General features: G+C 64.1%; 13 protein-coding genes. 10 read left to right on the forward strand and 3 right to left on the reverse strand.

Features of this window, described 5'->3' with window-relative positions; all coding sequences use genetic code 11:
• Nucleotides 1–4 precede the first annotated feature (4 nt).
• The 8 genes from SB749_RS08190 to SB749_RS08225 all read left to right on the forward strand — a co-directional run bounded on the left by SB749_RS08190 (nt 5) and on the right by SB749_RS08225 (nt 8,104).
• Complete coding sequence (locus tag SB749_RS08190; protein ID WP_039209292.1) at nt 5–796, forward strand: ABC transporter ATP-binding protein; 792 nt, start codon at nt 5–7, stop codon at nt 794–796.
• Nucleotides 797–915: 119 nt separating this feature from the next.
• Complete coding sequence (locus tag SB749_RS08195; RefSeq protein ID WP_410709903.1) at nt 916–1,518, forward strand: TetR/AcrR family transcriptional regulator; 603 nt, start codon at nt 916–918, stop codon at nt 1,516–1,518.
• Complete coding sequence (locus SB749_RS08200) at nt 1,515–1,874, forward strand: SMR family transporter (RefSeq protein WP_139469915.1); 360 nt, start codon at nt 1,515–1,517, stop codon at nt 1,872–1,874. Before SB749_RS08195 ends, SB749_RS08200 begins: the two co-directional genes overlap by 4 nt.
• Nucleotides 1,871–2,185 carry a DMT family transporter gene (locus tag SB749_RS08205; RefSeq protein ID WP_139469916.1) on the forward strand — a complete coding sequence of 105 codons (315 nt, stop codon included), beginning with the start codon at nt 1,871–1,873 and terminating at the stop codon, nt 2,183–2,185. The genes SB749_RS08200 and SB749_RS08205 overlap by 4 nt, the downstream gene beginning before the upstream one ends.
• 151 nt (nt 2,186–2,336) lie before the next feature.
• The gene (locus SB749_RS08210; protein WP_410709904.1) at nt 2,337–2,468 is read left to right on the forward strand and encodes a hypothetical protein; all 132 of its coding nucleotides are present in this window, start codon (nt 2,337–2,339) and stop codon (nt 2,466–2,468) included.
• A 183-nt stretch (nt 2,469–2,651) separates the two neighbouring features.
• Nucleotides 2,652–4,862 (forward strand): BCCT family transporter, encoded by a 2,211-nt coding sequence (locus SB749_RS08215; protein ID WP_410709905.1) that lies wholly within the window; start codon nt 2,652–2,654, stop codon nt 4,860–4,862.
• Nucleotides 4,859–6,463, forward strand: coding sequence for a choline-sulfatase (gene betC / locus SB749_RS08220; RefSeq protein ID WP_410709906.1), 1,605 nt, complete (start codon nt 4,859–4,861; stop codon nt 6,461–6,463). The genes SB749_RS08215 and betC overlap by 4 nt, the downstream gene beginning before the upstream one ends.
• Before the next feature lie 240 nt (nt 6,464–6,703).
• Nucleotides 6,704–8,104 (forward strand): TIGR01777 family oxidoreductase, encoded by a 1,401-nt coding sequence (locus tag SB749_RS08225; protein WP_181272528.1) that lies wholly within the window; start codon nt 6,704–6,706, stop codon nt 8,102–8,104.
• An 84-nt stretch (nt 8,105–8,188) separates the two neighbouring features.
• Here SB749_RS08225 and SB749_RS08230 read toward each other — a convergent pair whose 3' ends face one another.
• Complete coding sequence (locus SB749_RS08230; protein WP_410709907.1) at nt 8,189–9,418, reverse strand: cobalamin-independent methionine synthase II family protein; 1,230 nt, start codon at nt 9,416–9,418, stop codon at nt 8,189–8,191.
• A 245-nt stretch (nt 9,419–9,663) separates the two neighbouring features.
• Between SB749_RS08230 and SB749_RS08235 the strand changes: the two genes are divergently transcribed.
• Nucleotides 9,664–10,005: a hypothetical protein gene (locus SB749_RS08235; protein WP_139469922.1), complete on the forward strand. Its 342-nt coding sequence runs from the start codon at nt 9,664–9,666 to the stop codon at nt 10,003–10,005.
• 130 nt (nt 10,006–10,135) lie between these two features.
• Here SB749_RS08235 and purL read toward each other — a convergent pair whose 3' ends face one another.
• On the reverse strand, nt 10,136–12,520 hold the full coding sequence (gene purL, locus SB749_RS08240) for a phosphoribosylformylglycinamidine synthase subunit PurL (RefSeq protein ID WP_410709908.1): 2,385 nt from the start codon (nt 12,518–12,520) through the stop codon (nt 10,136–10,138).
• A 137-nt stretch (nt 12,521–12,657) separates the two neighbouring features.
• Here purL and SB749_RS08245 point away from each other — a divergent pair, with 137 nt between their 5' ends.
• Complete coding sequence (locus SB749_RS08245; protein ID WP_172175061.1) at nt 12,658–13,569, forward strand: rhodanese-related sulfurtransferase; 912 nt, start codon at nt 12,658–12,660, stop codon at nt 13,567–13,569.
• A 51-nt stretch (nt 13,570–13,620) separates the two neighbouring features.
• On the opposite strand, the gene SB749_RS08250 is transcribed toward SB749_RS08245, so the two are convergent.
• Nucleotides 13,621–14,637 carry an epimerase gene (locus SB749_RS08250; RefSeq protein WP_410709909.1) on the reverse strand — a complete coding sequence of 339 codons (1,017 nt, stop codon included), beginning with the start codon at nt 14,635–14,637 and terminating at the stop codon, nt 13,621–13,623.
• Nucleotides 14,638–15,086: the final 449 nt, after the last annotated feature.

Below are 15,086 nucleotides of genomic sequence, written 5' to 3' on the forward strand. Positions count from 1 at the left end.
ACCCATGCTCAAGATCGACAACATCTCGAAGACCTTCTTCCCGGGCACCGTCAACGAACGCAAGGCGCTGCAAGGGCTCTCGCTCGAACTCGACGAATCCGACTTCGTCACCGTCATCGGTTCCAACGGCGCCGGAAAGTCGACGCTGCTCAACACCATCTCCGGCCGTCTGCCCATCGACACGGGTTCGATCACCATCGACGGCGCCGAGGTATCGAAGATGCCCGAGTACAAACGGGCGAAATACCTGGGGCGAGTCTTCCAGGACCCGATGGCCGGCACCGCTCCGGACCTCACGATCGAACAGAACCTCTCGCTTGCGCTCAAGCGCGGAAAGCCGCGTGGGCTGGGGCGGGGGACGACCTCGGAGCGGCGCGAACACTTCAAGGACGAGCTGGCCACTCTCGAACTCGGCCTGGAGAACCGGCTGAAGACGAAGGTCGGGCTGCTCTCCGGTGGTCAGCGGCAGGCGCTGAGCCTGCTCATGGCCGGATTCACCCAGCCGCGGATCCTGCTGCTCGACGAGCACACCGCTGCCCTCGACCCGCAGCGTGCCGCCCTGGTGTCGGCCCTGACGAAGAAGATCGTCGAAGCCGACGGGCTGACCACACTTATGGTCACGCACAATATGGAGCAGGCGATCGCGCTGGGCAACCGGCTGATCATGATGCACGAAGGACGGATCATCTACCAGGCTTCGGCCGAGGAGAAGAAGGACCTGACCGTCGAGACCCTGCTCGGTGAATTCTCGAAACTCAAGGGAGCGACTCTGGGCGACCGGGCGCTGCTGAACTGAGCAGGGCTCCGGCGCGCGGCTGATGCGTGTACGGGAGAGGGCGGCTAGCACCGATTTGGTGCGGGCCGCCCTCTTGTTTCGCTTTGGCTACTTTACCAACCGGTTGGTAAAGTAGCGGTATGGCAAGTGATGGACGGATGCGGATTCTCGAAGCGGCGAAGGCTCTGGCTGAGTCGCATGATTCGGTGCAGGGTGTGACCATCTCACTCGAGTCGGTCGCGCAGAAGGCTGGGCTGACGAAGCCGGGTCTGATGTATCACTTCCCGTCGAAGGAAGCGCTCATGCTCGGGCTCGTCGACCACGCCGCCGAAGAATGGGCGCAGCGACTGTGCAAGCACACCGGGCAATCGAGTCAGGACCTGACGAGCTTCGACCGGCACCGTGCCTACGTCACCGTGGCCACCACCGCTGAGGTCTCCCGCGCCGACTACTGGATCTTCTCCGATGCGCTCTATCACCCGAAGCTGTCGCGGGCCTGGAGTGAACACCTCGGCCCGTGGTTCGACACCACCGGACTCGACGATCGGGCGGTGTCTCTGCTGACCGCGGCCCGGTTCTGTGCCGACGGTGCGTGGATGTCCGAAGCCACCGGAGTGTTTCCCTCCGATGACCTCACGGCCGTGTGCCGACACGCCCTCGCCCTCATCGACGCCGCTGAGCAGATGTCCGACGGTGCTGCTGAAGAAACGTCTACCGATACTGAGACGGAGGTGACCGAATGAACTCGAAACGTCTGCTGCTCCTCGTCGCGGCCATCCTCGCCGAGGTGGCCGCCACCCTGATGCTGCGCGCATCGGTGTCCGATCCCGTGTGGATTCCCGGTGTCGTCGTCCTCTACGCCACAGCCTTCTTCATCCTCGGCCTCACCCAGCGTCTGGGCATGCCGCTCGGTGCCGTCTACGCCACCTGGTCTGCCAGCGGGGTCGCGCTCGTCGCCGTGCTCGGCGTCGTGTTCTTCGGTGAGCTCCTGAGCATCGGCGCCATCATCGGGATCGCCCTCATCATCATCGGCGTCATCCTCGTCGAGTCCGGCACTCCCGAAGAGTCCGAGACCGTCGGTGCGGAGGTGACCGAATGAGCTGGCTGTGGTTGGCCCTGTCGATCCTCAGCGAAGTCGCCGGCACCCTGTGCCTGCGTGCAAGCGCCGGACTGCAGCGCAAGATCTGGTTCATCCCTGTGGCGATCAGCTACACCGCGGCCTTCTTCTTCCTCGGCCGCACCCTGGCGGAGGGGATGCCGCTCGGCGTCGCCTATGGTCTGTGGGCGGCCTGCGGAGTGGCATTGGTCTGCCTGCTCTCGCGAGTGATCTGGAAGGACCCGCTGACGCGGAAGGCACTCCTCGGGATCGGCTTCATCACCGTCGGCGTCATGCTCGTCGAGATCGGCTGACGCGGCCGTACCGGGTTGCACATGCCATACCCGGTTGCCCCGACCACGTCTGGCTGACTCGGCCATAAGCGGCCGACCAGGCCAGCGGTTCGCCTGCTCGTTGCTGAGAATTTATTGTGAAGCGTCAAGGAAGCTGTTATCGTCCGAAGACATGACCCCTCTCGAATTCGACGACCACCAACGCTGTGGATGGTCGACCCCGAATCGAGAGCGCCCGAGCTGCGGCTTCGCCAATGATTCCTGGGAACCCATGGCCATCGGCTGGTGGGGCGGCGAGCCCTAGTCACTGATCGCCGATCCGCAGACCTCCTGCCTGATCGACGACCTCCGGCCGGTCGCATCACCTGATTTCCGACGAGTACCCGATGTGCGTTCACGCCATCGGGCCATGATGCGTTTGCCTCCGTGCACGGCACCGATCGATTTCGGCAGTTTCCGCAACAATCGAAAGAGTGTGAACCGACACATGACAGATGACCCCACCCGAACCGACGAACAGGATCCGGGGCCGGATCAGCAGTCCGATTCCACCACCGAGGCGGCTCGCCGTGCACCACGCGAACGGATCATGGCCGATGCCCGCCGGGTGAGGGACGACGCCAAACGCGTCGGCCGTGAGACCGGGCGCAACCTCGGCCAGTTCGACTACCGCCGCCCTCGCGGTCCCGTGAAGGCCGATCTCGAAGATACGCACGGCCACTACCCGCACGACACCCACCCGATCCTCGTGCCCGGAATCGCCATCGACGAACAGCGGCGCAAGTACTCGCTGGACACGATCATCTTCGCGATCGCCGGCGGCCTCACCGTCGCCTTCGTCATCTGGGGCATCACCAGCCCCTCCAGCGTCGCTACGGTCGCTCAGACTGCCTACGATTGGGCCACGCTCAACGTCGGATGGCTGTTCAACCTCGTCGCGATCATCATTCTCGTCTCCCTGCTCATCCTCGCGTTCTCTCCCTACGGCAAGATTCCCTTGGGCAAGGATGGGGAGACCTCAGAATTCTCCACCTTCTCCTGGGTCGCCATGCTCTTTGCCGCGGGCATCGGCATCGGCGTCCTCTTCTTCGGACCCTCTGAGCCCCTGACCTACTTCATCTCACCGCCGCCGCTGACGAATGATCCGGAGTCCACCGAGGCGCTCCACGGTGCGATGGCCCAGACCTACTTCCACTGGGGCTTCCACGCCTGGGCGATGTACGCCCTCGTCGGCGGTGCCATCGCCTACGCCGCCTACCGTCGCGGCCGTTCGCTGCTGCTGTCCTCGATCTTCCAGTCGCTGTTCGGCAAACGCCAGACCGAGGGCTTCGCCGGCAAACTCGTCGACATCTTCGCGATCGTCGCCACTCTTTTCGGCACGGCCGCAGCCCTGGGCATCGCGGCCATGCAGATCGGCACCGGAGTCAGCATCGTCGCCGATGCGGGACCGATGACGAACAACGCGCTCGTCATCATCATCCTCGTCCTCACCCTCGGCTTCATCATCTCCGCGGTCTCCGGCGTCTCGCGCGGAATCCGCTACCTGTCCTCGATCAACATCGTGCTGACCGTCGGCATCGTTGCACTCGTGCTGTTCCTTGGACCCACGCTCTACCTGCTCAACCTGCTGCCGTCAGCGTTCATGGAATACCTCGGGTCGATGTTCGATATGATGGGCCGGTCCCTGTCCTGGGGCGCTGAGACCCAGGAATTCCAGTCCCTGTGGACCGTCTACTACTGGGCCTGGTGGATCTCCTGGTCACCGTTCGTCGGCACCTTCATCGCCCGCATCTCCCGCGGCCGTTCGATCCGCCAGTTCATCCTCGGCACGATCTTCATCCCCTCGACGCTGCTCTTCGTCGCCTACGGCATCATGGGCGGAACCTCGATCTGGATGTACCGGTCCGGAGCGTCGGGCTTCACCGACAGCATGGAAGCCCCCGAGGTGTTCTTCACCCTCATCGACAACCTGCCCTATGTCGAATGGCTGCCGTTCGTCGTCATCATCGTCCTCGCGATCTTCTTCATCACCTCCGCGGATTCCGCCTCGGTGGTCATGGGCATGCTCACCAGCCGCGGTGATCAGGAGCCGAAGAAGTGGGTCGTCGTGTTCTGGGGTCTGGTGATGTCCGGCATCGCCGTGGTCATGCTCCTCCTCGGCGACGCCAGCGCCCTCGAGGGACTCCAACAGCTCGTCATCGTCACCGCAGTGCCGTTCGCGCTCGTCATGCTCTTCATCATCGTCGCCTGGTTCAAGGAGCTGCGGACGGACCCGCTGGCGCTGCGTCGTCAGTACGCGCTCAACGCGGTCGACAACGCCGTGGTCGCCGGTGCCGATGCCTACGGTGACGACTTCGCCCTCCAGGTCGTGCCCACTGACCCCGGTGACGGTGCGAACGGCGGAATCGACTCCGAGCACGGGGACTACACCGACTGGTACCAGCGCACGGACGAGAACGGCGAACCCGTCGGGTTCGACTACGAAACCGGCGAATGGGCCGACGGCTGGACCCCGGACGACGATTCCACGAACACCGCGGACTCCGCAGAGACTGAGGAATCCACCGTCGCCGAGGCGGACGCCGCCTCCACGACCGATGCGGACTCCGGGACCGCCTCGGCGAGCGAATCCGACCCGGATTCAGCGACCGATTCCGAAGCCGACTCCGGCCCCGACCGCAGAGAGGACCACCCATGACCACCCCGAACATCGTCGTCATCCAAGCCGACCAGATGGCCGCCCAGGCTCTGGGAGCCTATGGTGATGCGGCCGCGCTGACGCCGAACATGGATGCCCTCGCCGCCGACGGAGCCGTCTTCGACCGTGCGTACTGCAATACTCCGCTGTGCTCGCCGTCGCGGGCATCGATGATGACCGGGCGGATGCCCTCGGAGATCGACTGCCTGGACAACGGCGACGACTTCGCTGCGTCCGTGCCGACGTTCGCCCACCGTCTGCGCAAGCTCGGCTACCACACGGCGCTGATCGGGCGGATGCACTTCATCGGGCCTGATCAGCACCACGGTTTCGAAGAGCGCCTGACAACGGACGTGTACCCGGCCGATCTCGATATGGTGCCCGACTGGAACCGTCCGCTGGAGCAGAAGCTTCAGTGGTACCACGAGGCGGACCCCGTGTTCACCGCCGGTGCGGCGACCGCGAACGTCCAGCAGGACTTCGACGACGAGGTGATCTTCAGAACCCTGCGCCACCTCAACGACCGCAAGCGCGCGAACCAGGCTGCCGGGTGCGATCAGCCGTTCCTCATGGTCACCTCGTTCATCCACCCTCACGACCCGTATGAACCGCCGAAGGCCAACTGGGACCGATTCGCCGAGGTGGCCATCCCGGACTCAGCCCACCCCGAGGTTCCCGACCCGGCCATCGACCCGCACAGCCACCGTCTGCGCACGATGTGCGGTTTCGACGAACGCGAACCGGGAATCGAGGACGTGCGGCGGGCCCGCCGTGCCTACTATGCGGCGGTGAACTACATCGACGACCATGTCGGGGCGATCCGGCGCAAGCTCGAAGAGCTCGACCTGGCGGACAACACCGTCATCGTCGTCACCAGCGACCACGGGGACATGCTGGGGGAGAAGGGGCTGTGGTTCAAGATGTCGCCCTACGAGCAGTCCTCCCGAGTTCCGCTCATCATCAACGGACCCGCCGAGGTGATCGACCCGGGCCGGTATGCGGCCCCGGTCAGCCTCGTCGACCTCGCGCCGACCCTGGTGGAGATCGCCCAAGGCCCGAGGCCGGAGGACACGAAATCCGGCTTGGCGAGGTTTCTGCCTATACGCCGTGCGGATCCTGAGCCCGCCTCGGCGATCGAGGAAGGTCTGGTCGGGACGTCCCTGCTGGAGACGGCTCGGCGAGAAGCCGCCGGCGAACTCGGGACGGAGAACCGCGATGTCGTAATCGAATACTTCGCAGAAGGCACGTACAAGCCGCAGGTCACTTTGGTCCGTGGGGATCTCAAGCTCACGCTGTGCCCGGGGGATCCGGAGCTCCTGTTCGACCTCGCCAACGACCCGGATGAGCTGAACAACCGGGCCGAGGACCCGGCCTTCTCCAGGAGGCTGGAGAAGATGCGTGCCGAGCTCGAGTCCCGTTACGACCTCGAGCACCTCGAGGACCATGTGCTCGCTTCGCAGCGCAGCCGCCAGCTCGTCGCCGATGCGCTCAAGATCGGTCGAGTCCGCCACTGGGACTTCGACCCGGAGCCGGAGCACGGCTACGTGCGCGGAGACTTCTGGTCGGCGTTCCGCTTCGGCAAGATCCCGGCCGCCGACTGACTCGTCGGCTTCTGCAGCGGCTCGCGCTGCACTCGCTGGTTCAAAGTGTGGGCGTCCTGATTTCGATCAGGGCGCCCGCACTTCTAACCCGCGGAAGCGGAATGCGGACCCCGCCGGACGGCTTCGGCGGGTCGGCTGAGAGGGTGAGTCGCCTCGGCGACAACAATTCACTTGGACTTAGGTGAGTTGCGAGTCACATTCTCAGAATCCGGTGGCATCATTCGAGGTAGGAGGGATTCCATGACCATCTTTGAGTCGACATCTGAAGTTCCGCTCGGTGCGGAGACCACATTCGACTGGCATGCTCGGCCAGGAGCGCTGACCCGCCTCTCGCCTCACTGGGCGCAGGAGATCGTCGAAGAGAGCTATCCTCCGATCGCGCCGGGCTCGGTGGCGCAGGTGAAGACGAGCGTTCCCGGTACCTACGGACTTGTGCGGCGGCCGTTCAGCTCGGTGCATTCGGAGGGGCCGTCGCGGTTCTCCTTCGTCGATGAGCTGAAGAAGGGACCGCTGAGCCAGTGGAAGCACACGCACGAGTTCACCTCGGTCGCCGGCGGGACGAAGATCGACGACCACATCGAATTCTCCATGGCTCCGCAGGGCTTCGACGTCATCGACCGGGGCCTCACCCACTACCTTGAAGCCACTTTCGACGCCCGCCGCAAGCGGATGCTCATGGACATCGATTTCCTCGAATCCACGAACGCGCCGCTGCTGGCGCGGAAGAAGGGCAAACACATCCTCATCGCCGGCGGCAGCGGAATGATCGGACGCCAGGTCGCCGCCCTGTTCTCCACTGCGGGTCATTTCGTCCGACTGCTGGTGCGCGAAACCCCGAAATTCCCGTACGAGGTGCACTGGAACCCGGACCTGGGAATCCTCAATCCACGGGACCTCGCGTGGGCGGATGCGGTGGTCCACCTCGGTGGGCGGTCCATCGCCACTCGGTTCACCAAGCACGCGAAGGATGAGATCTGGTCGTCTCGAATCGACTCTACGAGGCTGCTCGTCGAAACGATGCGTGGTCTGCCCGAGGCGAAGCGTCCGTCGGTCTTCGTCTGTGCCTCTGCGGTCGGCTACTACGGGTCGAAAGCTGACGAACCGGTCGACGAAACCGGACCGGCCGGCGACGGATTCCTCGCCGAGGTATGCCAGAAGTGGGAAGAGACGGCGGCCGGTGTCGAGGAAGTCGGGATCAGACGTGTGTCGATCCGAACCGGAGTCGTGCTCAGCTCCTTGGGCGGTCTGCTCAAACTGCAGGCGCCGCTGTTCCTTGCGGGTGCCGGCGGTCGATTGGGCAGCGGGGAGCAGGCTCTGGCGTGGATCTCTCTTGACGATGTTGCGCGGTCATATGTGCATGCGGTCCTCTATGACTATGTGCGCGGGCCGGTCAACGCTGTTGCGCCGGAGCTTGTCACGCAGGCGGAATTCGCCGAGGCGCTCGCCGCTCACCTTCGCAGACCCGCGTGGATCCCGACGCCCGGGTTCATCACGGAGATCATGCTCGGCCGTGACGGTGCGAAGGAGCTCGCTCTGGCCGACCAGCGGGTGGTGCCGGAGAAGCTGCAGGAAACCGGATACCAGTTCGCCCACCCGACATTGAGCGACTGCTTCGAGGAGGAGCTCGGCGGCGGGGCGTAATACAGAGGTCCCCGCCGTTCGGCATGTGAGCCTAACGGAGGGGACCGGTGTTTCTGCTGTTACTGCTGTTTTCGCGGTACTGGGTCAGAAGCGCTTCGAGGCGATCTCCGCACCTTCGGTCAGAGACTGCAGCTTCGCGACGGCGATGTCCGGGTGGACTCGGCCGCCCAGCCCGCAGTCGGTGGAGGCGACGACGTTCTCGGGTCCGACGAGCTTGGCGAACCGGCCGATGCGTTCGGCGACGAGCTCGGGATGCTCGACGACGTTGGTCGAGTGGGAGACGATTCCCGGGATGATGTACTTGCCCTCGGGCAGCTTCTTCTCTTCCCAGATCCGCCACTCGTGTTCGTGGCGGACGTTCGCGGCTTCGAACGTGATGCCGGCGGCATTGATCGAGAGCACCTGGTCGACGATCTCGATGAACGGCAGGTCGGTGACGTGCGGTCCGTGCCAGGAACCCCAGCAGGTGTGCACGCGCACCTGCGCCGGGTCGATTCCGCGCAGCGCATGGTTGAGCGCGTCGATGCGGACCTGGATGAACGTGCGGTAGTCATCGAACGACGGTTCAGGGTTGATCTGGTCGAAGTTCTCCGCCAGGGACGGATCGTCGATCTGGACGGTCAGCCCCGCCTCGGTGATGGCGAGGTATTCCTCCCGGAGCACATCGGCCCATGCCCAGATGAACTCCTCATCGCTTGAGTAGTACTCATTGGCGATGCGGGAGGCCGAGCCGGGGGAGAGGGCGTTGATGTAACCGGCGCGCTCGTCGTAGCCGGCGGCGGCCAGACCTGTTTTGAGGTTCGCGATGTCACGGTTGACCTGGTCCTGACCGATGTAGCTGATCGGGCCGGTGGCCTTCGGGAACTGCGGCTGCTGGCCGGTGTCGGTGCCGGCCTTCGGATCCGTGTAGACGTTCGGGAAGAGGTTGCGATCGCGGCGGTCGGGCATGCTCGTGAGCACGATATTGCCCGGGGTCGAACGGTTCGCCGGGATCTCCCAGAGGTCGATATCGTGGAGCTCGAGCCCACCGGTGCGGGCGAACGAGTAGTGCCACCAAGCGCCGTAGTCGAAGTCGGCGGCCATGGCGTGACCGTACTCGCCGTCGTTGGGCAGTGAGATGCCCAGGTTCTTCTGGCGTTTGACGAGGTCGGTCACGCTGGCGGCGAGGAGCTCGTCGAACTCCTGCTCCTGTTCCTGCGAAACGAATTCGCCGGCGAGACGGGCGGTGTTCTGCGCCTGCTTGACCTTGTTGGCCTCGATGAGCTCGGGAGTGCGGGGTAAGGATCCTGCGTGGGATGTGCGAATCGTTGCCATGATTGGCTCCTCTTCCTTGAATGTGGTGTCGTTCGTCTGCGCTTCTGAGTCGGCGGCCGCGGAAAGGCTGAAGCCGCATCGTTCTTCTTCAGGCAATCACATTCGCAGTCGTGCATGAGTGGAGACTGTCATCTTCGGTCACGTCGCGGATGGGCCGCGCTGCTATGTCAGGCGTCGCCATACACATGTCAGCATTGCCACTTCAGAGGACACTGTCGTCCGCCGCCTAGTCCTAGAGTGAAAACATGAGTTCGATACAGCCGCAGACACCCGGTGTGAGTCGGGCGCTGCCGCCCCAGCAGAAGGCCGGTCAAACGGGCATCCCCGGCACTTCCGTTGCGGCGGCTGCCCAGACCGAACAGTTCGCTCGGGTCATGCTCTGGTGCTCCCGGTGCCCCTCGGCGATCACCATCGCGTTACTGGTCATCGGAATCGCGATCGCGGGCTGGGCTGATTCCTTCTGGCTGATCTATTGGACGATTGTCGCCGTCTTCACCGCTCTCGCCTGGGGCGTAGTCGGACCGCTGCGTGACCGGTTGCGCCGCAGCAAGCGCGAATGTGAGAAGTCTGCCGACCCGCCTTCGTGACCGTCACGCCCAGCAGGGCGATCGGACTCAGCGCGACAGCGAGACGGCCCCTCAGCCTCGACAAGACCAACCGCAGCTGGTCGTATCGAGGCCGAGAGGCCGTCTCGTGACAGTCTTCGCCGGTCGTGGCTCAGACCGCGGTTTCGGTCACCGCCGCGACGCTGCCGCCGAAGCGATCAGCCAGCGTACCCTCGTGGGCCTGGCCGAGTTCGTCGAGTCCGATCGAGAAGTGGTCGACGACCTCGAGCTCGGGAGCTCCGTCGCCGGCATCGGTCATGCCGATGCGCACGAACGGGAACCGCCGGGCTGTGCACATGTCCTTGAAACGGACCTCTTCCGACCGCGGCACGGCGACGATCGCACGCGCCGTCGATTCGGAGAACAGCGCGGTGAACACGTCGATGCCGTCACGCTCGCAGACCTCGTCGAGCCAGATCCGGGCACCCGTGCCATAGCGCAGCGACGATTCGACGAGGGCCTGCGACAGCCCGCCCTCGGACAGATCGTGCGCGGCATCGATCATGCCGTCGCGCGAGCAGTTGATGAGGATCTCGCCGAGTTCTTTCTCCGCCGCCGGCTTGTACTGCGGAGGAACCCCGCCGAGGTGGTCGGCCGTGACGTCGGCCCACGCCGATCCGTCGAGCTCCGCCTCGGTGGTGCCGAGCAGATAGATGGTCTGGCCCGGTTCCTGCCACCCACTCGGGGTGGCGCGGGTGACGTCATCGAAGACACCGAGCACACCGACGACCGGAGTCGGGTGGATGGCCACTCCGCCGGTCTGGTTGTACAGGGACACATTGCCGCCGGTGACCGGGATTCCCATGTCCTGGCAAGCGTCGGCGAGGCCTTCGACGGCCTGCGCGAACTGCCACATGATCTCCGGATCCTCGGGCGATCCGAAGTTCAGGCAGTCGGTGACCGCACGCGGAATGGCACCTGAGGTCGAGACATTGCGGTAGGCCTCGGCCAGAGCCAACTGGGCACCGCGCGCCGGGTCGAGGAAGCTGTAGCGGCCGTTGGCGTCGGTGGCGATGGCCACGCCGAGACCGGACTCCTCGTCGACGCGGACGACACCGGCATCATCCGGGTGGGCCAGTGCGGTATTGCCCTGGACGTACTTGTCGTACTGCGAGGTGATCCACGACTTCGAGGCGAGGTTCGGCGACCCCGCGAGCTGCAGCATCGTCGACCGCAGCTCATCGTCGGACTCGGGCTTAGCCAAGCCGGCGGCCTCAACGGTGTTCGCAGCCACCTCGGCGGTCCATGACGGTGCGGTGAACGGACGGTTGTACACGGGTCCGTCGTGGGCGACCGAGCGCGGAGGCACATCGACGATGACGTCGCCATGCCATTCGATGACGAGACGATCGGAATCAGTGACCTCGCCGAGCACGGAGGTCTCGACCTCCCACTTGCCGACGATTTCGAGGAACTCCTCGAGGCGGTCGGGACGGACGACGGCCATCATCCGCTCCTGCGACTCCGACATGAGGATCTCCTCAGGGGTGAGGGTCTCATCGCGCAGCAGTACGTCGTCGAGCGCGATGTGCATTCCGCCGTCGCCGTTGGACGCCAGTTCCGAGGTCGCACAGGAGATGCCCGCAGCGCCGAGGTCCTGAATGCCTTCGACGACACCGGCGTGGAAGAGCTCGAGGCAGCATTCGATGAGCACCTTCTCAGCGAAGGGATCGCCGACCTGGACGGCGGGGCGCTTCGAGGGCTTCGAATCGTCGAAGGACTCGGAGGCGAGGATCGAGGCACCGCCGATGCCGTCGCCGCCGGTGCGTGCACCGAAGAGCACGACCTTGTTGCCCAGCCCCGACGCATTGGCCAAACGGATGTCCTCATGCCGCATGACACCCACAGCCAGGGCGTTGACCAGCGGATTTCCCTGATAGACGGAATCGAAGACGGTTTCGCCGCCGATGTTCGGCAGGCCCAGGGAATTGCCGTAGTTGCTGATGCCGGCGACCACGCCGTGGACGACACGGGCGGTGTCCGGATGGTCGATGGCTCCGAACCGCAGCTGATCCATCACAGCGACCGGGCGCGCACCCATGGAGATGATGTCGCGGACGATGCCGCCGACTCCGGTGGCCGCACCCTGATGGGGTTCGACGTAGCTGGGGTGGTTGTGGGATTCGACCTTGAAGGTCACGGCCCAGCCGTTCCCGATGTCGACCACGCCGGCGTTCTCGCCGATGCCCACAAGCAGGTGCTTCTTCATGTCCTCGGTGACTTTGTCACCGAACTTGGACAGGTGGACCTTCGAAGACTTGTACGAGCAGTGCTCGGACCACATCACCGAATACATGGCCAATTCCGCCGAGGTGGGGCGACGTCCGAGGATCGCCTTGATCTTCTCGTATTCGTCGGCCGTGAGACCGAGATCGGCGAAAGGCTGCTCGACGTCGGGGTTCGCCGCTGCGAACTCGACCGTCTCCTTGACCTTCTTCGATGCATTCTGCGGGGAATCGACCTGCGTGGAATCCGCAGAGCTGAGGTTAGACGTCATGTCCTCTTCGGGGCCCTTTCATACGACACGGCACTCACGGCCAATCTTAGCCGTGTCCTCACCGCGGGGGCGAAGCGCGTCCACGGATGGGCCGCCTCGGCGAGCTCGGCACGCTGCGCCGTCTTAGAATAGGGGCCATGGCAACTCCCAAGATCGTCCTGTTCTACGTCTTCACTCCGCTGCCCGACCCCGAAGCGGTCAAACTGTGGCAGCACACCCTGGCCGAGAGCCTCGGGCTCAAGGGGCGGATCATTGTGTCGAAGGACGGGATCAACGCCACGGTCGGCGGGGACATCTTCGAGGTGAAGCAGTACGTGCGGGCAACGAAGTCGTATGCGCCTTTCAAAGGTGCGGACATCAAATGGTCGAACGGCCAGGGCGATGACTTCCCGCGGCTGAGCGTGAAGGTCCGCGACGAACTCGTCACCTTCGGCACTCCTGATGAGATCACCGTGACCGAAGACGGAGTCCAAGGCGGAGGTCAGCACCTCAAACCGGGAGCCCTGCACAAACTCCTCGACGAACGCGGCGAAGAGGTCGTCTTCTTCGACGGCCGCAATGCGATGGAAGCACAGATCGGGAAGTTCCGGGACGCGATCGTTCCCGACACCGACACCACGCGCGACTTCATCGCCGAAATCGAATCCGGCAAATACGACGACCTCAAAGACAAACCCGTCGTCACCTACTGCACCGGCGGAATCCGCTGCGAGGTCCTGTCCGTGCTCATGAAGAACCGCGGGTTCGAAGAGGTCTATCAGCTCGATGGCGGCATCGTCCGTTACGGCGAGACCTTCGGCAGCTCCGGCTACTGGGACGGTTCGCTCTACGTCTTCGACAAGCGCATGCACGTCGAGTTCGGTGACAATGTCGAATCCATCGGGCATTGCGTGTCCTGCGACAGGAAGACGCCGGAGTTCGTCAACTGTGCGAACCTCGAGTGCCGCAGACAGTACCTACGGTGCGCCGATTGCACGGACAAGGGTCTGCAGCCCTATTGCGCCGACTGCGTCGAGCAGGGAATCCCCGCCGAGGCGGCCGTCGGCTGAGCGCGTAATCTTGCCCTTCCTCGGAGACGGGAGAGTCCCGCGCCCGACACTTCAGCGGAGCAGGTGTTTCGTCGCCGCCTCGACGTCGGTCCACCTGAAGTCGAACCCGGCTGCTTCGAGTCGTGCCGGCAGCACCCACCGACTCTTGAGCACGAGTTCCGACTCCTGACGCAGGACGGTCATCCCGATCTCGAGCAGCCATCTGGGTGCAGGAATTCCCACGGGCATGCGCACTGCCTTGCGCAGCGCTTTCATCAGTGAGCGATTGTCCGAGACCTGTGGGTTCGAGACGTTGATCGGGCCACTGAGCTCCTCATGGTCGTCGATGAACCAGATTGCCCGGAGCACGTCGTCGATATGGACCCAGCTGAACCGCTGTCGTCCGTGAGTCGGCGGGTGTCCTCGCCAGACCGTCGGCCCGGAAGCCGCCGGTCCGATCCCGCGATAGCGCCGGTGCGGGAACCAGCGCCCTTCATGCTGGGCTCCTCCCGCGCCGAATCTGGCCGCGATGGCCAACATGTTCAACGCCGCTCCGTCACCGAGCACGATCGCCATCCGCAGCGCGACTCGTCTGGTCGCGGGCAGATCTTCGGCGAAGAATTCCTTCTCCCAGGCCTTGGCGATGTCGACCGAGAACCCTTCGCCGATGTCGCCGTCGTCCTCGGTCTGCGGTCGATCCATTGCGTGACGGTAGATGGTGGCCGTGCTCGAGTTGATCCACAGACGCGGCGGCGCCGAGGCGGCTGCCACGGCCGTATTGAGAGCGCGGGTCGTATCGACTCGGGAGTCCCAGATGACCTGCCGGTTGGCGTCCGTGTACCGACATCCGACGCTGCGACCGGCGAGGTTGATGAGCAGGTCTGCACCGTCGATGAGTTCGGCGATTCGGTCGGGACGGTCCCAGATGGCGTCGGCGGAGGCAGGGGAGCGGCCGATCGTTCGCGTCGCGTACCCCCAGGAGTTGAGCGCATCGAGCAGCTCGCCGCCGATGAACCCCGACGCCCCGGCGACGACGGCGATCGGAGCATGAGTGCTTGTCAGCGATGTGTCTGTGGGTTCCGTGCTCATACTCAGGACGCTAACACCCCTCGTTCGTGGAGCGATCGGTGCGGCACAGAACCTGTGTGGTGGGTGTCACGTGGAGAAAGTCGGTTTTGGATTTGCGCGGTGGCTCTGGGGTGGTCTAGAGTTATATCTCGTTGCCCCGCCGGAAACACGGTCTTCGAGACACTGTTTCTACTGGGTCTGACCAGGACAAACACGGTTTGTTCCACGGGTTCAGGCGATCGGGTGGGTAACCGAAAAGGAAACTGATACCCCCAGTGAACATGCTGCTTATTTGTGTGGTGTGGTGATGGGTGTGTGTTTGTGGTTTGAGAATCCAATAGCGTGTTTGTTTGAACAAGTTGTGATGCCAGAACAATTTATTATTTTCTGGTGAGACAATCATCTGGCCAAACAGTGGTTCACCCTCGTGTGGGTGGTTCTTCGCCGAACCGTCCGCCGTTCAGTGGGGT

This window comes from Brevibacterium sp. SIMBA_078 (assembly GCF_046534565.1).
Classification (GTDB): Bacteria; Actinomycetota; Actinomycetes; order Actinomycetales; family Brevibacteriaceae; genus Brevibacterium.